General features: G+C 52.1%; 22 protein-coding genes and 1 pseudogene. 20 read left to right on the top strand and 3 right to left on the bottom strand.

The features are described from left to right. Positions 1–22 precede the first annotated feature (22 nt). A complete protein-coding gene (locus tag ACFSR7_RS23680; protein WP_378165832.1) occupies positions 23–238 on the bottom strand; it encodes a helix-turn-helix domain-containing protein in 216 nt (71 codons plus the stop codon). A gap of 162 nt (positions 239–400) precedes the next feature. Between ACFSR7_RS23680 and ACFSR7_RS23675 the strand changes: the two genes are divergently transcribed. The 4 genes from ACFSR7_RS23675 to ACFSR7_RS23660 all read left to right on the top strand — a co-directional run bounded on the left by ACFSR7_RS23675 (position 401) and on the right by ACFSR7_RS23660 (position 2017). Continuing rightward, positions 401–646 carry a hypothetical protein gene (locus ACFSR7_RS23675; protein ID WP_378165830.1) on the top strand — a complete coding sequence of 82 codons (246 nt, stop codon included), beginning with the start codon at positions 401–403 and terminating at the stop codon, positions 644–646. Next, positions 646–774 carry a hypothetical protein gene (locus tag ACFSR7_RS23670; RefSeq protein ID WP_378165828.1) on the top strand — a complete coding sequence of 43 codons (129 nt, stop codon included), beginning with the start codon at positions 646–648 and terminating at the stop codon, positions 772–774. Before ACFSR7_RS23675 ends, ACFSR7_RS23670 begins: the two co-directional genes overlap by 1 nt. Positions 775–964: 190 nt before the next feature. Further along, positions 965–1321 (top strand): hypothetical protein, encoded by a 357-nt coding sequence (locus ACFSR7_RS23665; protein ID WP_378165826.1) that lies wholly within the window; start codon positions 965–967, stop codon positions 1319–1321. A gap of 234 nt (positions 1322–1555) precedes the next feature. After that, entirely contained in the window at positions 1556–2017 is a 462-nt protein-coding gene (locus ACFSR7_RS23660; RefSeq protein ID WP_378165824.1) for a sigma-70 family RNA polymerase sigma factor, read from the top strand. A gap of 258 nt (positions 2018–2275) precedes the next feature. Here ACFSR7_RS23660 and ACFSR7_RS23655 read toward each other — a convergent pair whose 3' ends face one another. Continuing rightward, a complete protein-coding gene (locus tag ACFSR7_RS23655; RefSeq protein ID WP_378165822.1) occupies positions 2276–3115 on the bottom strand; it encodes a hypothetical protein in 840 nt (279 codons plus the stop codon). Between the two features lie 913 nt (positions 3116–4028). Between ACFSR7_RS23655 and ACFSR7_RS23650 the strand changes: the two genes are divergently transcribed. The 10 genes from ACFSR7_RS23650 to ACFSR7_RS23605 all read left to right on the top strand — a co-directional run bounded on the left by ACFSR7_RS23650 (position 4029) and on the right by ACFSR7_RS23605 (position 11307). Continuing rightward, positions 4029–4286 (top strand): XRE family transcriptional regulator, encoded by a 258-nt coding sequence (locus ACFSR7_RS23650; RefSeq protein WP_378165820.1) that lies wholly within the window; start codon positions 4029–4031, stop codon positions 4284–4286. A gap of 457 nt (positions 4287–4743) precedes the next feature. Then, positions 4744–5673 carry a hypothetical protein gene (locus ACFSR7_RS23645; RefSeq protein ID WP_378165818.1) on the top strand — a complete coding sequence of 310 codons (930 nt, stop codon included), beginning with the start codon at positions 4744–4746 and terminating at the stop codon, positions 5671–5673. 123 nt (positions 5674–5796) lie between these two features. Then, positions 5797–6000, top strand: a complete 204-nt coding sequence (locus ACFSR7_RS23640) for a hypothetical protein (RefSeq protein WP_378165817.1) — start codon at positions 5797–5799, stop codon at positions 5998–6000. After that, the gene (locus ACFSR7_RS23635; RefSeq protein WP_378165815.1) at positions 5997–6341 is read left to right on the top strand and encodes a hypothetical protein; all 345 of its coding nucleotides are present in this window, start codon (positions 5997–5999) and stop codon (positions 6339–6341) included. The genes ACFSR7_RS23640 and ACFSR7_RS23635 overlap by 4 nt, the downstream gene beginning before the upstream one ends. 233 nt (positions 6342–6574) lie before the next feature. Next, positions 6575–7192, top strand: a complete 618-nt coding sequence (locus ACFSR7_RS23630) for a hypothetical protein (protein WP_378165813.1) — start codon at positions 6575–6577, stop codon at positions 7190–7192. Positions 7193–7204: 12 nt separating this feature from the next. Next, a complete protein-coding gene (locus tag ACFSR7_RS23625) occupies positions 7205–8026 on the top strand; it encodes a hypothetical protein (RefSeq protein ID WP_378165811.1) in 822 nt (273 codons plus the stop codon). 241 nt (positions 8027–8267) lie between these two features. Continuing rightward, a complete protein-coding gene (locus tag ACFSR7_RS23620; RefSeq protein ID WP_378165809.1) occupies positions 8268–8624 on the top strand; it encodes a hypothetical protein in 357 nt (118 codons plus the stop codon). Further along, positions 8617–10449 carry a phage tail tape measure protein gene (locus tag ACFSR7_RS23615; RefSeq protein ID WP_378165807.1) on the top strand — a complete coding sequence of 611 codons (1833 nt, stop codon included), beginning with the start codon at positions 8617–8619 and terminating at the stop codon, positions 10447–10449. Before ACFSR7_RS23620 ends, ACFSR7_RS23615 begins: the two co-directional genes overlap by 8 nt. A gap of 146 nt (positions 10450–10595) precedes the next feature. Further along, positions 10596–11033, top strand: coding sequence for a phBC6A51 family helix-turn-helix protein (locus ACFSR7_RS23610; protein WP_378165805.1), 438 nt, complete (start codon positions 10596–10598; stop codon positions 11031–11033). Continuing rightward, the gene (locus ACFSR7_RS23605; protein WP_378165803.1) at positions 10990–11307 is read left to right on the top strand and encodes a phBC6A51 family helix-turn-helix protein; all 318 of its coding nucleotides are present in this window, start codon (positions 10990–10992) and stop codon (positions 11305–11307) included. Before ACFSR7_RS23610 ends, ACFSR7_RS23605 begins: the two co-directional genes overlap by 44 nt. A gap of 615 nt (positions 11308–11922) precedes the next feature. Here the strand turns inward: ACFSR7_RS23605 and ACFSR7_RS23600 are convergent. Then, entirely contained in the window at positions 11923–12954 is a 1032-nt protein-coding gene (locus tag ACFSR7_RS23600; RefSeq protein ID WP_378165801.1) for a tyrosine-type recombinase/integrase, read from the bottom strand. A gap of 133 nt (positions 12955–13087) precedes the next feature. On the opposite strand from ACFSR7_RS23600, the pseudogene ACFSR7_RS23595 reads away from it, so the two are divergent. From ACFSR7_RS23595 to ACFSR7_RS23570, 6 genes and pseudogenes are all read left to right on the top strand, one after another. Beyond that, positions 13088–13174: pseudogene (locus ACFSR7_RS23595) on the top strand (sporulation transcription factor Spo0A); the annotation flags it as partial. Positions 13175–13371: 197 nt separating this feature from the next. Next, positions 13372–14331, top strand: coding sequence for an acetylxylan esterase (locus ACFSR7_RS23590; protein ID WP_378165799.1), 960 nt, complete (start codon positions 13372–13374; stop codon positions 14329–14331). A gap of 77 nt (positions 14332–14408) precedes the next feature. Further along, entirely contained in the window at positions 14409–15602 is a 1194-nt protein-coding gene (locus ACFSR7_RS23585) for a peptidylprolyl isomerase (RefSeq protein ID WP_378165797.1), read from the top strand. A 272-nt stretch (positions 15603–15874) separates the two neighbouring features. Further along, positions 15875–17596, top strand: coding sequence for an ABC transporter ATP-binding protein (locus ACFSR7_RS23580; protein WP_378165795.1), 1722 nt, complete (start codon positions 15875–15877; stop codon positions 17594–17596). Between the two features lie 36 nt (positions 17597–17632). Further along, positions 17633–18682 (top strand): FecCD family ABC transporter permease, encoded by a 1050-nt coding sequence (locus tag ACFSR7_RS23575; protein ID WP_378165793.1) that lies wholly within the window; start codon positions 17633–17635, stop codon positions 18680–18682. After that, positions 18682–19704: a FecCD family ABC transporter permease gene (locus tag ACFSR7_RS23570; protein WP_378165791.1), complete on the top strand. Its 1023-nt coding sequence runs from the start codon at positions 18682–18684 to the stop codon at positions 19702–19704. Before ACFSR7_RS23575 ends, ACFSR7_RS23570 begins: the two co-directional genes overlap by 1 nt. Positions 19705–19776: the final 72 nt, after the last annotated feature.

Below are 19776 nucleotides of genomic sequence, written 5' to 3'. Positions count from 1 at the left end.
ACACGGCGCGGGCCGCTGCGGTCTATTCGTCGTTGTCTGGTATGTATTCGATGATGTCGCCTGGTGTTAACTTCAGTCCCTTGCATAAGCCCTCTAAAGTGTCGTAGTCAATCCTCTTTGTTGCGTTAGCTGCAAGAGAGGTTATAGTATTGCGGCTAATCCCCGTTAAATCCACGACATCTTTATTGGATAATCCGCGTTCCTTCATAATCTCGCCTAGCCTGCATCGAACGGGCATATACTTCCCCCAATTTTATTTTGCACAACATGTTGACATGTCGAAATACGAGCGCTAATATATACATATGCACAACATGTTGACATGGTGAAATTTTGACTTTTAAAGTTATACGAAAATTTTATCAGAGCGTTTCGACAATAACAAGGAGGTTCCGCCATTATGTCGCATAATCAACCGCTTCAAATCCGCTACGTCCTCGATTACATGACCGGTCTCTACGTAGTCAGCCTCGTCAACTCCTTCGCTCCAACGCAATCGATCGTAGTCCAGCCGACTGCAATGCAACGCTATGCCCGCGTCACTCCACGCGCCGTACTCGGCTCCACGTCCGTAACATACGCGCAGGCTTCGGCGCTCGGCTTCATCGTCACTGACTCCGCGAATCGAGAGGAGGTATCCGCGTAATGATGATGTACGTTCCAATGCCGCCGCAATCCCGTCCGATCCTCCGCAGTCGCCGCGCCCACCGCATCCTCATCCGTGTTGCCGCCGCACTCGTCGTCGAAGTCTTCCGCCAGGTAATCGCGCGATGAGACGGCCAAAGACGCTATTAGACCGCATGGCGTGGCATACGCGTAAGATTAGCCGTTTCCAAACCGCCCGCCTCGCTAACTTACGCAATCCATCCGGAAAGACACCGCCGCCGGCTAACCGTTACGCGCGTCTCAAGGCGTATGGTGATGCGCTACGACCGCGTCTTGAAGCGGAGAGGAGGCGGCCGCTATGGTAGAGGATGTTCCAAGTCCTCGCCGCGTTACTATCCAATGGGGGCCACTTACGGAAGGCTACGCTATACACCGCGGTTTGTTGTTCGGTGAAGCTTACGCGATGCACATTGATCGTAAATTCCACGAAATACGTCTTGATCGCGTTGTACCGGTCGAGGGCTTAACTGACGTTTACACCAACGATCACCAAAACGGCCAGGGAATCATTATTTCAAATAACACGGCCGGCGGGGAACGAAAGTTAATGCAGATATATGCGGTCCTCACCGAAATGACCGCGTTTGAGCTGGTTACGCGCGTTCTGTTACCTCAGTACATCGACTTTGAACTATTTCAGAATAAACCCGCCTGATGAGTCCTGCCGCGGAGCAGGACGAAACCGGAGCGCTCACGCTGCGCAACGGTCGCGGGATTCCGCCAAGAGGGAGACGCGCAATCTCCCCTTCACATAGAGATCTCACGTAAACCGCAAGTCATCTACGTAGTGCATCCGCGTCATAAATCAAAGAGAATCCGGTCAGCGCCTAGGGCCGGCTTATTTGTCGCGGAAAATTTTAAGAAATGTATATTGAAGCGGAGGGTCAACGTGCCATTTGATACTTATTACGCTATTCACCGCGAAAAGATAACGCGGATCGCCCGCCACTTCACTCGGCCATCTGAGACCACGCACGACGACTACGTAAGCGTAATGACGGAAAGGTTATGGATTTTGTACGATGGCGGCTATACGGACGAAGGGATGGTATTTAACTCGCTCCGTTACGCGGCGATCGACCTTTACCGCAAGCTTCGTAGCCGGCGCCAGCGTATGGAAGCGTACGAACGGTCAACGCTCACCGAGCCCGCGGCCGAATCTGTAGAGGATAGCGTCATTAGTCGCGCCACGATTGCGGAGTTGATCGACCGATGTCCGAGTGAGCGCGCACGAGTAGTGGCAAACGCATATTATCGCGGCGCTACTGTCTCGGAGATCGGAGAGGACCACGGCATACATCACGAAATTGTACGGCGTTCGTTTCAATTGTTAAGAAAGCTGGCGGGTTAACCTCGTTGTCCCAGCGTGAATCTGCCTCGGAAACGGTTTCACGCGGGTTATGTACGTCGGCGTAGCGGCAACTGCGCTATCACCATGCGGGGCCGGGCTGCGCTAACAGTCCTTACCGCGATATCTCCCCGTTGGTTGGCGGCAACCGATCGGCGGGGGCTAACATTTAATGAGCGGCTCGTTCTCGACAAGCTGGGGAGTGAGTCGCTATGTTGGTAAATACGTGCTAAATGTTCACAAGTTCCAAGATTCTATTTGTCAACCTGGTAAAGTTAACTTCCAAACTAAGAAGCTTGCTGCAGCACCAATAACAAATGCAATAATTACGCCCCATAGAATGTTTCCCTTTAACTTTCCTAACTTTTCTTGATAGTCCTTCTCTCGCCCAATATGAAATATATTAGTCGGGAACAGCGATTTTATTAAATATTTGGGAGTTCCGGATAAGTCTAAAATTATAACTAAGGGGAGTAGTAATAATGGCCATAAGCGAGATAAATTAAAAGTTTTTAAAGCGTATTCTAAAGTCGTATTTGTAATCAAGAAATTTAATTTTTCCTCGATGGATTTGGAGTGTAAAGCTGCATCAGCACCACTGCTATCCGTTCTTACTAAAGTGCTGGGTGCAATGATAAAAGAATATATTAAATAGCACATTGTTATTAAGATAACTATTCTAAATAAACTGAAATTTAGCAATTTGTACGAACTAACTAAAGAGGTAGCAATATTATTGTAGTAGTGTTCTTTAATGTCAGAGCTTAATAAAAAGACAAAGTCACGATTATAGCCTTCAATCTTCAGTCTACTTCCTTCTTTTGAAAATATTAATTTAAAATTTATGTCTTCATTTTCCACATCTGATTTAACTACAGAGATGACTAGTTCAACAATTCTATAACCTTTATTATTATCCTCATTTATTAAGCTATCTACGTCACTTGTAACATAGCTAAAGGAATCCTCACGGTACACACGGTATAATATTGGTACATTCTGTTCATGGAATCGTTTACTAAGAATGTCGTGAATTTTTCTAATATTTTCTTCGGTTAAGATGAACCCTCTCTTGAATTTATAGTCGACGTATGCAGCCATCATAAACAACCTTCCATTTCTCGGATAAAGTACGAAATTAATTATAATTGATATTGTAGAACTATGGAATATTTTGCTTCCTGTATTGTGCTCATTCCAGTCCCTTTGTGAAAACACGCCGTCAAGCGCTGGCCGCTACGATTACACTCCGCTCGTCTTCCGGTGGATTAATTGCCGCGTTACAACGTCGGTCACACGTTGATATTCAACACGGAACGCCGCGACCAGTTCGGCAAGTGATTCCGCATCTGAATACGCGCGTCTGGACTATCGCGCTTAGCGTCGCGTACCTCCTTTAGCCTCCGTCCGATTTCAAAGATAGCCTCGCCCGCTATCCGCTTGTAGGCGTTGATTTCCGCTGTCAAGACGTGTATATCGGAAGGTAACGATTCAGGCGCGGTGTCCCATTTGAGTATATATATAATCGAGTCCGATCGTGGATGTTCGAGCGTGCAAACACCTAGTAGACGAAAGCGACTATGTGGGGTGCTTTTCGGATGGCGCGCTTGCCACGAAGTAACTTGGCGATTCAAACCGTGGTACTTACCACGAAATAGGATACGTGTGCGCCGGAGCAACATCTCGGAGATAAGTGGTACATGAGGGTATGCGCGATGCAAAATGGTAGCGGACGAGTCGGAGAGCGAGCGGACCGCTTGTAATATGTGAACAATTTATGAACATTTTCGTAATGACCCTGTATTTTACACGTTTTAACGGCTATGTATATGAGGGGACCGTATATTTTCCGCAATCTCACGGCTACGTAAGTAGGAGTTCCTTTTTTCTCGATTTAATGGCTATGTATATGAGGGGTAAAGTTTCGCGATCGTCCGGGATGCTTGGCCGGGTGATGGCGTCTTTTTAATTGCGCATATAGTTCCGAAAATTAGAACGGGAGGAGGTGACGCCAATGTCGATCGTTAACGGAGACAACCTCGGAAAGATACGCATGTTCTACCGGCTGTCATGCGATGAGATCGGCGCATTAATGGACGTCTCCGGTCGATTCGTCTCGTACGTAGAGCGCGGTGAACGAATCCTCCCCGAATATCGCGCGATGAGACTGGAAGATGAACTCGGTTTGACTCCGGAGAAGCTGACGAGAATACTAGCGATTCAGAAGTCCGGTAAGTTTGCGAGGTTCGCGGAAGTGTACGCTACAGGATAATAACGTAGTGCTCGCGTTGAATGTGGACATTCTTCGGGAGCTTAAGGTCAATTGATACTAGCCGCGGCCAAACCTTCCGCGTCTAGGACAACAAGACTTTCTCGCGGATTCTTAAACAAATGAGATTGAACCCTGTATATCAATTGTTCCGGATTCGAGACGGTCTTACTCGAATACGGGGGTCCGGGACGCTTTATCCGGAGCCATCTACGCTCCCGAAGAGTGGCAACACTCAACGCGAGCAATTTGATTATCATGCTCGAAGTTAGATTCACATAGTATATGGATCGCGGATTTTGAAAACGGAAAATTATAAGAGAAGAGGGACACAGCCTTTCGAAATACTTGAAATCCCTTGTGGCAGTAGGTAAGTCGGGGATTTTTAAGTGTTCCCGAAAGGCATGGTATTTGCCCTGGTTTGTTCCCGAAAGGCCATGTATTTTTAGGAGGTGTTCGGTTGAGCGTAGAAAGTATGCTGGAATGGAAGCAAATGCCGCATCGACAGAAAGCCCGATTACTTGAAACGATGCAAAACGCATCGATAGTAAATGGGTCAGTAATCGCGCCTGACGGAGTGAACGTCTCTCACCGACTTCAACTCGTAGTTAGGAAAACATACGCGCAGCAGGCATTCGTTCGCAACCGCTCGATAATGGGGATGTTCGCGGAGGAGAATGGCGGATATGTTACTGCGTTCTATGAATCGTGCGTGACGATGGCCGACCGGTTCCCGTCGTTATCGCAGTCCGATCTCGCGAGGTTGATGTTTATCGGAACATATACGGGTTACGATGACGGCCGGCTCCGCCACGATAATGGTACGTCAATAACCCGAGCATCGCTAGCGAAACTTACTGGGTTAAGCCGCGCACGGTTCTCCGAGTTCTACGGACGGCTTGTGTCAGCCGAAGTTATCCGCGAGGCTGACGACGTACTACTAATGAACCCCGAATTATTTCAGCGTGGGGAGATCGATGGTGAGTCGGCCGATATTCAGCGGATACGGGTCTACAGGAAAACTATCCGGGAACTTTACGAACGGTATGGTCAGGGACGCGACGTAAAGCAGCTCGCGATAGTTTTCAGCGTAATTCCGTTTCTGCACTACAATACAAACGTCGTCTGCTACAATCCGCAGGAATACTACGTGGACAAAATACAGCCGATGACCGTCGATAAGTTGGCCGCGCTGCTTCACTACTCCGATACCGGAAAGATGAAGCGTGCAATGAACGGCGTGAAACTCGGAGGCGCTCCCGTGTTCGTCTTCGTTGAAGATGTTCACGATAAACGTAAGCGTCGAATCGTTGTTAATCCTCGCGTGATTTTCGCAGGCAATCATAGCGGCCTCACACAGGTCCGAGCAATGTCCGTTTTATTTAATTGAGCGAAGTCGGCCGCGTACCGTCCGGCTTTTTTGCTGTGCAAAGATTAGGGAATACCGCGTGCCGGCGGGTTAATTGCGATACCTGGCCGCGTCCAAAACGATAACTCCGAGGAGGCGCATAACGTGGCGCGAACCAAGCAGAGGAAAGCGTATGAACCCGAAGTAATGGTCATCGCGATTGAGCCTGCGCCGTATCACCGGAAGCGCGTGCGGATGGTCAACGTGAAGACGGGCGAACGGCACGAAGTTTACTTCGGAGATTCGATTAGTGAGGCGTCGATTTACTGGCGCGCTCCATTTGTAGCGAAGGGGAGAGGGATTAAGTGAACTGTATTGCCGTCGGCCATAGACAAAGTAAAGGCAAAGACATTGTCACCATTCATTACGATGGAGTCTTAGAGGCATATGCGATTGCAAATATGTTAGGTAAAGACGCAGTAAAGTCGGGAACAGGGGCGATGTGGCGAGGAATCTATGAGGCGGAGGATTTAGTGAAAGACGGTATGCTTCCGAATGTTCCTATTGCGTACAATTCCTCTACTAATGGCGTCAACGAAGCTGTTAGTGCCGAATGCGATGTTGATTGGATTTTTGTCCATTCGAAAGGCGCGGGCGTCGACGATCGATTTATAGAGGAAGTGGAGGAGTTAGAAAGTGAAGCAGCATAATTACGTATGGGACGGCCTTAAGGGACCGGAAATGGACGAAGTATTCTCGCGGATCGGTCGGAGTATGGCGATTAGTCCGCGCCGGCACGACAAGCCGCGTAAAAGGACGGAGCCGCGAATGTACGGGTGATCCACGAATGAGGCGCATAGAAGATTAGCAAATACGGAAGTCGAAACGAAGCGACCGTCAATCTGGCGGTGACTTAAAAACTAAACCAAGGGGATGTTAATCGATGCAAAAATTTGATCTGAAAGAGAAGTATGACGTGCAGGGCGAGAAATTCCGAGGTGTCATCGAACGGTACGAGCAGAAAGCGCGCGAAGCCGGTACGAGACTAGCCGATCTCAAAGCGCAGCAAGCCGCCATTCTGCGTGAAGAGTTCGCTACGGGTAAAGATCGCAAAGTAGATAAGACCAGGACGCGCGCAGACATTACGGAGGCAGAACGCGAACTAGCGGCGGCCGAGTTAGAGCGGACAAAAGCTTACGACTTTGCACGAGAGGCCGGCGAGGTAGACCGCATCACTCCGGTCCAGCTCGTGCAGGAATGGAATGGGCCATACCGCGCGCAAGTCCGCGATAAGGAGCTAAAGCCGATTACGGAGCGTATGGCGGCTGCGCGTGAAACGTACCTGAACGCTGTCCTCGACTTCTACGAACTGCGCCGTAAATACGCACCGCTTTATAACGATATGAGAGATAAGGCCGGGTCAATGCGTGGACCTGACGGTTGGTTGACGACGCACGAAGTCGCAACACTTCGCGATCTGCCGCAAATCACTAATGACGACCTTAGTTGCGTTCATGACCGTAAATCGTTGCCAGCCGGCGTTAAGCGTACTTCAAACTAAAGGAGAAGTTAAATGACCAAATTACAGCAAGCACGTGATAGCTATAATCAAGCTTTCGAACTTAGACAGAATGGCGCTACGTTTGTGTTGGGGTTCCGTAACCGGTTCTACGAGGAGAACGCAAAGATTTCCCGTAACAAAGGGTTGAATGAGGAAGGCCGGCAGATCGTAAAAGACGAGATTCGCGGCGTTATTGGGATGGAGTTTATGCAGGCGGTCCATAAGCGTCGTAGTGAATACCTCGGTTATTTACGCAGCGCAGTTACGGCCGCTGAATCCTTTATCAACTCCGCGGTCAAGAAACCGAAGGCGGAAAAAGTAGCGAAATTTGAAGCTGATCTCCGCGAGCTGAAGACGGAGCTTCTACTTTCGCCAAACGCGGGACGAGGGCTAGCTAAGTTGTCGGAGTTTGCCGGTAAGCTTGACGATCCTTATCTCGCGGGGGTATTTCGTGAGGAATACGGTACGCTGGCGTCGAGTATTATTGGCGCTCCGGGATCTGATTCGGAGGTGCGGGCGCAGTTATCGACGCTGTTTCAGCGGCTCAAAACGAGCCACGACACGGATGAAGTGAGCGAAGCCCGCGAAATCCTTGAAGCGGCGAAAGCGAGCGAGGCGAACCCCTCGCTATTTAACGTTCACTCATTGGGGACAACGGTGCAAGAAATGTTCGGGCAGGAATATCAGCGTCATCTCAACTCGTCGCACGAATTTTTTGCGAAAGAAGCGTATGTCTCGTTCAATCCGGACAGCCAATCGCGACAATCTCGACACGAACAGAGTATGCGCGCTTCCAACCTGGGCTACGCGTTGCGGATTCAGATCGGTGAATAATCTTCAGAAGGCGTTGTTTATCCGTGACCTTATGGTGGAACGCGATCGACTAATAGCGCGATATCCTCCGGTAGAGGTTAGGTACAAAGACGGGTCTACTGGTACAAGTGGTCCGTTAGTTGTCGGTGGCTTCCGAATTGCGGAAACTGATCGTCAGATAGCAGAGCTTAAGAAAGAACTCGAAGTAGGCGGTCCATAACGGGCCGTCTTTTTCATTACGCAAATTTACGGAGGTGAGCGCGTGAAGGTTACGCAGAAAGAGATAGGAGCATTAGAGGCGATACGGATAGCTGGCGCGGTCTTGGTGCAGATTCTCGAATATAACCGACCGGGGAAATTTAAATTCCGCGAACTGTTCCCGCGTGAGTACGCGGTTATGACAAACGCAGCCGCGTTGTTTATACGATCCAAAAAACTATTACTGCGCAGGCTTGGCGTTACAATGCGTGAGTTTATTGCGTCAGTTGCGGCGGTCGATGCAGCAGAAGCGGAAACAGCGGATTTTCATACGAAAATACAGGAAATGTACGTCGCAGCGGTTCAGTGGGACGCTGCAGCAAGGGCGTTAGACGCAAAGGTGGCGGAGAATAGTGATTGATTTACTTGCGCGGCTGCGCCTCGACGATATGATGACGTCGGGACTAAAAAAGGCCGCACTTGGCGCGACTAATTTAACAAGTAAACTTCTCGGGGCTGGCGTAGCAGTAGCTGGATTGGGCGCGACCTTCTCCGCAGCAGCGATCGCGACAAACAGTGTAAAGAAAGCGATGGATTTTGAGTCAGAGTTATCTACGATTCAAGCGCTAACCGGCGCAACGGCGGCGGAAATGACGAATATGCAAGACCTCGCATTGAAGATGGGCGCGAACACGAAGTACAGCGCATTTGAAGCTGCGCAAGGAATCGAAGAGTTGCTGAAGGCGGGCATTACGCCGGCAAAAGTACAGTCGGGAGCACTCGAAGCCGCGTTAAACCTAGCAACGGCAGGTGAGCTTAATCTCGCCGATGCTGCTGCGATTATGTCTACGTCCCTCAACGCATTCAGTAATGACGGACTAGCTGCGGCAAGAGCTGCGGATATTCTCGCAGGGACCGCGAACGCGTCAGCAACAGGAGTCTCCGAGATAAAAACGGGTCTTGCACAAGTATCTGCCGTAGCGGCTGGACTAGGGCTAACGTTAGAAGATACAAGCATTGCAATTGGCTTGTTCGCAAATAAAGGTATCGAGGGATCTGACGCAGGTACTTCACTGAAAACGATGTTGCAGAATCTGCAGCCCACTACGAAGGATCAAATTAAGTTGTTTAAAGCGCTTGGCCTAATGACCTCGAAGGGTTCTAACGCGTTCTATGATGCGAAGGGAAACATCAAGGAAATGCGTGATATTGCTGGCTTGCTGCATAATAGACTCGCCAAGTTGACGAATCAGCAACGATCCCTTGCGCTCGAAACACTATTCGGCACGGACGCTGTGAGAGCCGCGAATATCCTTTACGAAAAGGGCGCAGAAGGAGTAGATAGTTTCCGAAAGGAAATGTCGAAAGTAACTGCGCTAGACGTCGCACAGAAGAAGCTGAACAACGCGGCAGGGGCAGTCGAACAGTTCCGTAGCGCAATTGACACCTTGCAAATTTCTGCGTTGATGCCGACGCTACCAATTCTAAAGAAACTCGCGAACGCCGCCGCGGATTATGTTACGAAATATACTCCGCAAATTACGGCCGGCATGGAAAACGCGGTCAACAAGGCGAAAGCGTACATCAAGGAAAATTTCATCAACAATCCGGAGTTTTCACAGCTTCCTACCGTTAAACAGAAGATCGAGTTTATTTTCGGTAAGTTGATGGACTCATTTAATGCGTGGTATGAATCGGGCGGCAGGCAAGCAATTATCGACGCGACTTCTCGTGTTATCAATGTCATGGCTAGTGCGGTCGAAGTGAGCGGCCCCATTCTCGCAAAGATCGGCATTGACATCGGGTCGAAGATAGCGGCAGGTATTGCGGAGGGGATCGGCAATTCCGTAATGGACGCCGTAAAAAATCCGAAGAATATCACTAAACTGAACGATGTCGCCAGCGTAGTTCAGAAAGCAAATAGCTTTTCTCCTGCGCAGTTACCGGCTACCATCGCCAAGAAGGGATTTAGCGCGGTAAAGTCGTTTGTATTCGGCGGCGGCAACTCGGAGGTTGATGGTTCTAACGCGTCCGGTCTAGACCGCGTGCCATACAACGGATATGTATCGCGCTTGCACCGCGACGAAGCGGTCCTTACTAAAACGGAAGCGTCCGATTGGCGCGCGGAGCAATCCGGAAAGAAGGCTGCCCCGAACGTTACGGTTAACGTGCAGTCGATGACCGTACGTAAGGATTCGGATATCGACGCGATCGCTCGGCAAATCATCGCGTACGCCGGCTATTGACGCAGTATATTACAGTCGTTAAGCGTTGGGACCAAGCGTCTGTAACGATGCTTAGCGACCGCTACTCTCGATTAGGATGTGTAAGATTAGCGTTGCAATAAGATAAACAAACCTATTATAGGGCAAAACGTACACGGAGGGATTATATGGTATCACAAACACTAAGCGCGGCCCAGCTAACCGCGATTCAATTTCTCGCATTTCCGAAAGCACAGCGGCCGTCAATCGAAGAAATTGCCGCAGAATGTCGCGTAAGCAAAGCTACAATCTACAATTGGCAGCGTGATCCCGTATTCGAACAGGAGTTGCTTCGCCAGATCGTCCGTTATGCTCGCGATGATTTGCCGGATATCGTCGCGGCAGTTACTTCGATGGCTATCGCGGATCGAAACGCCGCCGGCGCTAAGCTTGCACTACAAATTAACGGGATGTTGACGGATAAGCTTGAGCTTCGGTCGACTGCGATTGAACAAAGGCCAACGGACATCGAAGCGTTGAAGGCGCGCGTAGAAGCTCTGAGAGCGAGGGGAGCTACGACAGATGCCGCGACCGTATCGTCGGACCAAACGTCGGAGCCTGCGTAAACGACCCTCTCGTCGCCTACCGCTTCAGCCGGAACATAGACGCGCGATTAAGCAACTCGCCGGTCTGCACGTCAATTACGGGGATGTAGCTGCGGAGCTTGGCGTAAGTAGGATGACGTTATACCGTTGGCGGCATCGTCCTGACTTCGCGAGGGAATTGCGTAAGGAGACGGCGAAGGTGATGCGCAAGAGGGAACGTGAGCTCAAGGATAAGTTCGCGCTAACTACGCTAGAGGACCACGTGTGGTTCTTTAACGCAAGTGGATTCGTATAAGTCTTCGGATTCTTTCGTATACACGCGCCGGAGAAGCGTTGAGCGGACGGGATAGACCGTTACATTACTGGATTCTATCCGAAATTATCTGCACGGAGCCTCCGGCGCGCGTCTATCCGGAATTTTTCAAACACGACGCCAGCGACCGGGCAATCACGTCTTAATCATGCGATCGGCCGATGCATAAACGATGCATAAACGGAGAGGGGGGTACATAATGTGCCTGCGTGTCATTTCGTATCAAAACGTATAAGGACGCGGGTTCTCAGTGTTATGCATAAACGATGCATATTCGAATACTGTTGCGCATCAGAAAAAGCGCGTAATGACGCGGTTCTTGAAATGTGACTACTTCACAAAATGTGGATTTTATGACGTTAGTTATGTATAAGGATGCATAAATCGATCGGTACGATGGGAAGGTTCCAGCAAGCTGCGTCCTGAAGCGACGGGACGGCGTGACCCCCCAAGGGGGTATCGAGGAGCCGCCGAATCAGGTCCGACACAAATCTACGCATCAAAAATACCTTTGAATTCCATTTCCGCGTTCCTTCAATAATAAGAGCCCGTATGGTCTGCGAATAATATCGTGGATCATACGGGCTTTTTTTTCGTTTATCTAAACTTGTGCTTACCGCGCTTGCGATCGTTGCCATCGTCGATCAGATTCGTAACGGGCGATGCCTTATCGTGTTGCTCGCGCAAGTCTGTACCGGTGAATCTTACGTAAACTTGCGTCATATTCAGCGAGGTGTGTCCGAGAATTCGCGCTAGTGCCATAGGATCGCCGCCTTCACGTAGGAACTTCACCGCCATATAATGACGGAAGGTATGCGGAGATACTCGGACACCGGTTACTCCGGCCCTCTTAGCGTACATCTTCAGCAACTTCGCAAAGGAATCCCCGTAATATCTCTCCCCAAATTGCGTTAACCAAACGTAGTCATCCTCACCCGTATCCATATAGTTAATGAGCGTTTCCAATTCTTTTATCGTGCGTTGGGACATAGGGACTACCCGCGTAGTCTTAGTTTTCGCAATCTCACCACGAACGACGATTTGACGCAGCTTAAGGTTGATATCCGTTTTACGGAGGTTAGTTAGCTCACCTATGCGAAGACCTCCGTCAATTAAAACGAGCATCATACAGTAATCGCGGCGGCCTGTGTAGACTCTGCGATTTGGCGCGGAGAGTAATTTTAATACATCCTCATCCGTAAAGACCTCGAAGGTTTCCTTTTCCTCCGTCTGATAATCGATTGAATCGAGAGGAGTGTCATTAATAACACGCTCCGAGACGAGATAGTTGAAAAATATCTTCATATTTCGTATCACATTGTTAACTGTTCTCGCGGAGAGACCTACGCCAGCGCTCGGACTCGTAGGATGATCGTCCCAGCGCGTCTTCTCAAATGAGAGGAAACGTATGTAGTCCCGTATGAACTCCGAGTCAATTGGAGGAGCCCCTTTTTCAGCGTGCCATTTACGAAATTGACCAAGCGCCTGTGAATACGCGTCGATCGTCTCATTAGACCGTTTGGCTAAACGCTTTGCGTCCAAAAATCGCTGAAGCTGAGTTTCCATATCGAATTTAACCGCGGGACTGCGCCGGCTGACGAATCCAAACTTCGGTTCACTACGTTTCATATTTATCGGCATCTCCTTAGCGATAAAGGTTACGTTAGGGCTTCCGATAGACACGCGTAAAGTTTATTGGAATCGCGAAAAGGGTTACGTCTGAAACTCCGACAGATTGCCGTCAGGACGCGGGCTCCGAGCGATCAATATCGCCAAGTCCAAGCCGACGAACTCCGAGTTCATCGCGATGGTGGCCGACAAACTTCGGATCGAGCACAAGGTTAGCTAGGAAACGGGGCGAAATAAAGCGAATCGTACGTTCGCGCAATTGTTTCTGACACGCCGCTACATCATCGGATGCTTGCAGCCGACGATGTGGCGGCGTTATTTATTGTCGACACTGTTGGTATAGGATGGTAAGATAGGCCTGTTGTGTCCAATTGGTGAACGCGAGACTAGGCAATAGAAACAAGGGGGTCATGCAAAATGAATCATGCGATCGAAAGACGCATCGCCGATCTTGAGCAGTACCGTCCGGCGTTGACAGCGGAACCGGATTTAGAATCCTTTTGGAACGATACGCTCTCGGCTGCGCAAGCTAAGCCGCTTAACGGCACGCGGCAGTTGACAGAGACGCCGCTTTCCGGCATGGAAGCGTATAAAGTCGAATATGAAGGCTTCGACAGCACCCGCATCCACGGCTGGTTCATTTTGCCGAGTAACAGGCCGATCGATGCGAAACTCCCTTGCGTCGTTCTTTATCACGGCTATACGGGCAGCAAGGGATATCCCGAAGACTTGGCGCAGTATGCGATGATGGGCATTGCCGCATTCGCAATAGATATTCGCGGTCAAGGCGGAGATACGGGCAATTTGCTCGCGCAGCGGCACGGAATGACGCGCGGATGGCTGACGCAAAACATTTTGGACAAAGACGAATGTTACTATAAAGCGATCTCGCTTGATGCGCTGAAGGCGCTCGAGTGGGCTGCCGCCCAACCGGAAGTCGACGCCGGACGCATATGCGTAATGGGAGGCAGCCAGGGGGGAGGACTTGCGCTCCTTGCCGCAGCGTTGTCCGAGGTTCCCTCGATCGCAATTGCGCATATCCCTAACATGTGCCATATGGATTTCGGCATTTTGAACTCAACCAGCTCGCTCACCGAAGCCGCCGACTTCTTGAATCGTTTTCCGGACAAGCTCGAACAGGTGCTGCGGACGCTCAGCTACTTCGACATGATGAACCTGGCGCACCGCATTCGCATTCCGCTGCTTGTCTCGGTCGGTCTTAAGGACCCGGTCACGATGCCAGAAACGATATTCGCGGCCTACAACCGGATCGAAACGGACAAGCGGATCGAGGTTTACCCGTTTCAGGGACATGCGGTTGGCGGCGACCAAAATCGCAAGGCGCTCGAATTTATCCGTTCGCGCTTCAATTTTTAGCTGGATTTAAGGTATCTTGTCCATAATTTGATATAGTGGATGAATGATTCGTTAACATTTGAGGAGGAATAATAGGAATGAGCGACTTGGAAAAGGACCCGAACAACCCAGCCAGAAGGGATGGGGCTTCGGACGACAATAGCGATCAAACGCGTGTAGAATCCATCGATGATGCGGCAGAACCGGCCGACTCGTACAAAGAAGATATCGCGCCGGAGGTTCCTGTATCGGCAGTGGAACCCGCTGCAAACACGCCGGCGGCTGCAGGATCCAAAGCATCGGTCATCGTGCCTTGGATCGTCGCCGTCATCGCGGTCATCGCGCTTGCTGTCGTATTGATTCGCCAGAATGATGGCGGCGATACCCTTAAAGGCGCGGTCGGCACGTTAAACGGGAAGGACATCACCAAGTCGGACTTTTATACGGTGATGTACGATCAGGTCGGCAAGGACCAGGCAGGCTCCATGCTTGACAACTACATGACGCTGAAGCTGATCGAAGGCGAAGCCGAGAAAGCGGGCCTGACCGAAGCGGCTGCACAGGAAGCCGTCGATCAGGAAGTCGTCAAGATCAAGGCGCAATACAACTTCGCGACGGACGCCGATTTTGAAAACGCATTGTCTTCGAGCGGCACGACGCTAGAGGCTTACAAAAAAAACCAGATTCTGCCGCAAGTCGAGCTTCGCGCGATTTTCGAAAAGAAGCTGGCGCCTAAGGAAGAGGATCTCAAAGCCTATTTCGATAAGAACAAAGCCAACTTCGATACGGCCGAGCAGGTTCGCGCCTCGCATATTTTGCTGGCAACCAAAGAGGAAGCCGAAGCTGTCCTCAAGGATCTTAAAGGCGGCGCGGACTTTGCGACGGTCGCGAAGGAGAAGTCGACCGACACCGGCTCACAGGCCAATGGCGGCGATCTAGGCTTCTTCGGCAAAGGCGTTATGAACGAGCAGTTCGAGACGGCTGCCTTTAAGCTTAAGAAAAACGAGATGAGCGGCGTCGTCGAATCGCCGAACGGCTTCCACATCATACTCGTCACGGACCACAAGGACGCCGTGTCGGCTACGTACGACTCGGTTAAGGACAAGGTCAAGTCCGCTTATCTCGACGAGAAAGTGAACGAGGGCGCATCCGAGTGGATTGAAACGGCTAAAAAGGATGCAGGCTACGAAAACCTGCTGACGAAGAAAGAAGAACCGTCCGCGTCCGCATCCGCATCGCCTGGGTCTTCCCCGGCCGCATCCGCGTCGGCTTCCGCCAGCGCAAGCCAATAAGCTTTCAACTGCGTCCATCTTACCGATGGCTTCAAGACAAGCCGCCGCTTTCTCTTCGGAGAGGCGGCGGTTTTGTTTGGCGTTCAAAATTCATTTGTCAAAAATGATTGAAATCAAGAATGATATTCATTATCATTGAAACATGCGCATTCGTCCTTGTGTAACCCGGATCGGGCGGGGTATGCTGGTCACATCGCGTTTCGACGGTCGGAGCGCAGACGCAAACGGCGGAGCTAACGTTAACCGGCTGCCGTCCATGGGAGGAAATGGATTTGATTCGCCGTTTTATGTCTTATTACAAACCTTATAAAGGGCTGTTTTATCTCGATTTTTGCTGTGCGATTTTTGCGGCGCTCCTGGAGCTTGGCTTTCCGCTCGCGCTGAACCATGTTGTCGACAAGCTTTTGCCGAGCAAGGATTGGCAACCCATCCTGTGGGCGTGCGGAGGCCTTCTCGCCGTATACGTGATCAACGCCTTTATGCAATTCGTCGTGACCTACTGGGGACATATGCTCGGAATTAACATCGAGACCGATATGCGCCGCAACCTGTTCGCGCATTTGCAGAAGCTATCCTTCAAGTTCTACGACAATACAAAGACCGGCCATTTGATGTCCCGCATGTCCACCGATCTGATGGACATCGGCGAAGTCGCCCACCACGGTCCTGAAGACGTGTTCATCGCCGTCATGACGCTGGCCGGCGCGTTCGGTCTCATGCTGTACATCCATCCGGAGATGGCGATCATCACCTTCGCCACCGTTCCCGTCATGATCGTGCTCTCGATCTATTTCAACGGCAGAATGACCGGCGCGATGAACAAAATGTTCGGCAGCATGGGAGATTACAACGCCCGGGTCGAAGACAATATCGGGGGCATCCGCGTCGTGCAAGCGTTCGGCAACGAAGAACACGAGATGTCGCTGTTCAAGGTCAACAATCAGTTGTTCCGGAAGGCTAAGCTGCTCGGCTACAAGATTTTGGCGCGCAGCTCGACTGCAAGCTATATGTTGATGCGTCTCGTATCGCTGGTTGTTATGGTCGCGGGCGCCTGGTTCGTCATTCGGGGCGAACTCCATTACGGCGAATTTCTGGCGTTTATTTTGCTGACCAACGTGCTGTTCAGACCGATCGAGAAAATCAACGCGGTTATCGAGCTGTATCCGAAAGGCATCGCCGGATTCAAAAGGTACGTCGAGCTTATGGATACCGAGCCCGACGTGTCCGACGCGGACGATGCGGTCGACGTACGCAAGCTCGTCGGCGAAATACGCTACCAGAACGTATCGTTCGGTTATGAGTCGCATACGCAGGCATTGAGCGGCATCAACCTGTCTATTCGGGCGGGAGAGACAATCGCGTTCGTCGGTCCGTCGGGCGCGGGGAAGACGACGCTGTGCAGCTTGCTGCCGCGCTTCTACGAGGTGTCCGGCGGCTCGATCACGATTGACGGCATCGATATCCGCCGGATGAAGCTCGCTTCGCTGCGAAGACAGATCGGCGTCGTGCAGCAGGACGTCTTTCTTTTCTCAGGGACGGTACGGGAAAATATTGCTTACGGCAAGCTGGGCGCTGACGAAGAGGAAATCTGGATGGCCGCGCGCAGAGCGAAGCTCGAGGACTTCATCCGCGCGCAGCCGCTTGGTCTGGATACGATCATCGGCGAACGCGGCGTGAAGCTGTCCGGCGGTCAGAAGCAGCGGCTCGCCATCGCGCGCATGTTCCTGAAAAATCCGCCGATCCTGATCCTCGACGAAGCGACCTCCGCACTCGATACCGAGACGGAAGCTGCGATCCAGCAATCGTTGTCCGAGCTTTCCGAAGGCCGTACGACGCTTGTGATCGCGCATCGGCTCGCTACCATCAAGGACGCGGACCGCATCGTCGTCGTTACGGAGGACGGCATTGCGGAGCAAGGCAGGCATGAAGAACTCGTACGGACGGGCGGTATTTACAGCCGTCTTCACCAAGCTCAATTCAGCGCAGCACGGTAGTCATTTAACGTTAGAGTCGAGGCAGGTATTGAACCTATGGCAACAGTTTCGAACGGGGAGGGTGCGGCAGCTTCGACGAAGAGGCTTCGCACCCGGCCTCTGGCAGCGTCCGTCATCTTGATAGGCGGCTTGGCGCTGCTCGCATTTTCCATGGCTTTATCCATCTCGATCGGAGCCAAGGATATCAGTTTATCCGTCGTCTGGGAAGCAATCCGGCACTTTAATAAAGATCTGACGGATCATCAGATTATCCGCTCGTTGCGGATGCCTCGTACGCTTGCTTGCGCGCTCACGGGGGCAGCATTCGCTGTCGCCGGCTCCGTCATGCAGGGCATGACACGCAATCCGCTGGCCGACCCCGGACTACTCGGGATTAACGCGGGCGCAGGCTTCATGCTGGCGATCAGCTTTGCGTTTATCCCGCATCTGCTGTTCAATCAGTTGATCTGGATGTCGTTCGCCGGCGCTGCAGGCGCAACGGCGCTGATCTACGGCCTGGGCAGTCTGTCGCGGGGCGGTCTGACGCCGGTCCGACTGGCGCTGGCCGGCTCGGCCGTTTCGGCACTGCTGCTCGCAATCAGCGAAGGCATCGCCTTGAAGTATCGGATCGGGCAGAGCCTGGATTTCTGGCTGTTCGGCGGCGCCGCAGGCGTCCGATGGGCGCAGGTGGACGTCATTCTGTGGTGGATCGGCGGCGGCTTGCTGGCGTCCATGGTGCTGGCTCGGTACATCACGCTGCTTAGCCTCGGCGAAGAGACGGCAGCGGGCATCGGCGTGCGTGTCGGCCTGATTAAGTTTATCGGTGCCATCATCATTCTGATCCTGGCGGGCGCATCCGTGGCGGTCGTCGGCTTCGTGAGCTTTATCGGGCTGATGGTGCCGCATATTACCCGCTATCTGGTCGGCGTCAGCTACCGATGGATCATTCCATGCTCGGCCATCCTGGGGGCATTGTTGTTCGTGCTCGCGGATCTGGGCGCCAGAATGGTGCGTCCGGGCTCCGAGACGCCTGTCGGCGCGCTTATCGCCATCATTGGCGTGCCGTTCCTCCTGTATCTGGCCAGACGCGAAAGGAGGGAGCTGTGATGGCCGCGAAATCGATCTATGCAGCCTCGGACACCAAACGAAGAGCGAAGGCATGGTCCACGGTCGTCGGATTGGCGCTGCTCGTCGTCGTCGTTTTCGTAATCAGCATGAACACCGGATACATACGGCTCAGTCCGCTTGACGTCGGCAAAACGCTTTTGGGCTTCGGCACGGACAAGCAAGCGCTCATTCTGTTCCAATTCAGACTGCCGCGTATCGTTATCTCGGTGCTCGTCGGCGCCGGCTTCGCGCTTGCCGGATGCATCCTGCAGGGCATCACGCGCAATCCGCTCGCGGATCCAGGTCTTATCGGCGTCAATGCAGGTGCGAGCCTCATGGTCATCATGTTCGTCGCGCTGCGTCCTTCCATTAGCGCTGCTCCGCCTTACACGCTGCCGTTCCTTGCATTTTTCGGCGCGGCGGCGGCGGGCGCGACCGTTTACTTTCTCGCCTACAAAAAATCGGACGGCGTTTCCGTGATGCGTCTCATCCTCGTGGGCATCGCGGTGCAGGCGGGCATCAGCGCGGCAATTATTGTCCTGACGATGCGCCTCAACCCTGAGCAATACCAGTTCGCCGCGACCTGGCTCGCCGGCAGTCTGTGGGGCGCCAATTGGAAGTTTGTCCTGACGCTGCTCCCTTGGATGGCGATATTTATCCCATTTGTCTTGTCAAAGGCCAGAACGCTGAACGTGCTAAGCCTGGGCGATCACTTGTCCGTGGGTCTGGGCGCCCGGCTGCAGCGCGAACGGCTGCTGCTGCTCCTCGCGGCGGTCGCGCTCGCAGGCAGCTGCGTCGCCGTCGGCGGCGCGATCAGCTTCATCGGGCTGATCGGGCCGCATCTCGCCAGAAGGCTCGTCGGCTCGAGGCACGAGATTTTGCTGGCTGCGTCGGCATTATCGGGCAGCGTGCTTCTGATCGCGGCGGACACGATCAGCCGAATCTCCGACACGCCGACGGGCATCATCGTCGCGATCATCGGCGCGCCGTATTTTATTTATTTACTGGCGCGGGCCAGATGAAGACTGGCTGTGTTAAGCTTTCGCAGGCGGTTATGCTGGGCAGCTGTTTAGCGGCGAAGATGACATCCGCGA

It is taken from the genome of Cohnella sp. GCM10020058 (genome assembly GCF_042683485.1).
GTDB lineage: Bacteria > Bacillota > Bacilli > Paenibacillales > Paenibacillaceae > Cohnella.
Note: the sequence above shows the minus strand (reverse complement) of the source record. Positions and strands in the feature narration are given on the sequence as shown.

Coding starts and splice junctions, on each gene's coding strand:
- ACFSR7_RS23590 (WP_378165799.1), top strand. CDS start 13,372: ATGAATCATGCGATCGAAAGACGCATCGCCGATCTTGAGCAGTACCGT.
- ACFSR7_RS23610 (WP_378165805.1), top strand. CDS start 10,596: ATGGTATCACAAACACTAAGCGCGGCCCAGCTAACCGCGATTCAATTT.
- ACFSR7_RS23665 (WP_378165826.1), top strand. CDS start 965: ATGGTAGAGGATGTTCCAAGTCCTCGCCGCGTTACTATCCAATGGGGG.
- ACFSR7_RS23575 (WP_378165793.1), top strand. CDS start 17,633: ATGGCAACAGTTTCGAACGGGGAGGGTGCGGCAGCTTCGACGAAGAGG.
- ACFSR7_RS23630 (WP_378165813.1), top strand. CDS start 6,575: ATGCAAAAATTTGATCTGAAAGAGAAGTATGACGTGCAGGGCGAGAAA.
- ACFSR7_RS23600 (WP_378165801.1), bottom strand. CDS start 12,954: ATGAAACGTAGTGAACCGAAGTTTGGATTCGTCAGCCGGCGCAGTCCC.
- ACFSR7_RS23670 (WP_378165828.1), top strand. CDS start 646: ATGATGATGTACGTTCCAATGCCGCCGCAATCCCGTCCGATCCTCCGC.
- ACFSR7_RS23680 (WP_378165832.1), bottom strand. CDS start 238: ATGCCCGTTCGATGCAGGCTAGGCGAGATTATGAAGGAACGCGGATTA.
- ACFSR7_RS23570 (WP_378165791.1), top strand. CDS start 18,682: ATGGCCGCGAAATCGATCTATGCAGCCTCGGACACCAAACGAAGAGCG.
- ACFSR7_RS23655 (WP_378165822.1), bottom strand. CDS start 3,115: ATGGCTGCATACGTCGACTATAAATTCAAGAGAGGGTTCATCTTAACC.
- ACFSR7_RS23605 (WP_378165803.1), top strand. CDS start 10,990: ATGCCGCGACCGTATCGTCGGACCAAACGTCGGAGCCTGCGTAAACGA.
- ACFSR7_RS23625 (WP_378165811.1), top strand. CDS start 7,205: ATGACCAAATTACAGCAAGCACGTGATAGCTATAATCAAGCTTTCGAA.
- ACFSR7_RS23675 (WP_378165830.1), top strand. CDS start 401: ATGTCGCATAATCAACCGCTTCAAATCCGCTACGTCCTCGATTACATG.
- ACFSR7_RS23585 (WP_378165797.1), top strand. CDS start 14,409: ATGAGCGACTTGGAAAAGGACCCGAACAACCCAGCCAGAAGGGATGGG.
- ACFSR7_RS23650 (WP_378165820.1), top strand. CDS start 4,029: ATGTCGATCGTTAACGGAGACAACCTCGGAAAGATACGCATGTTCTAC.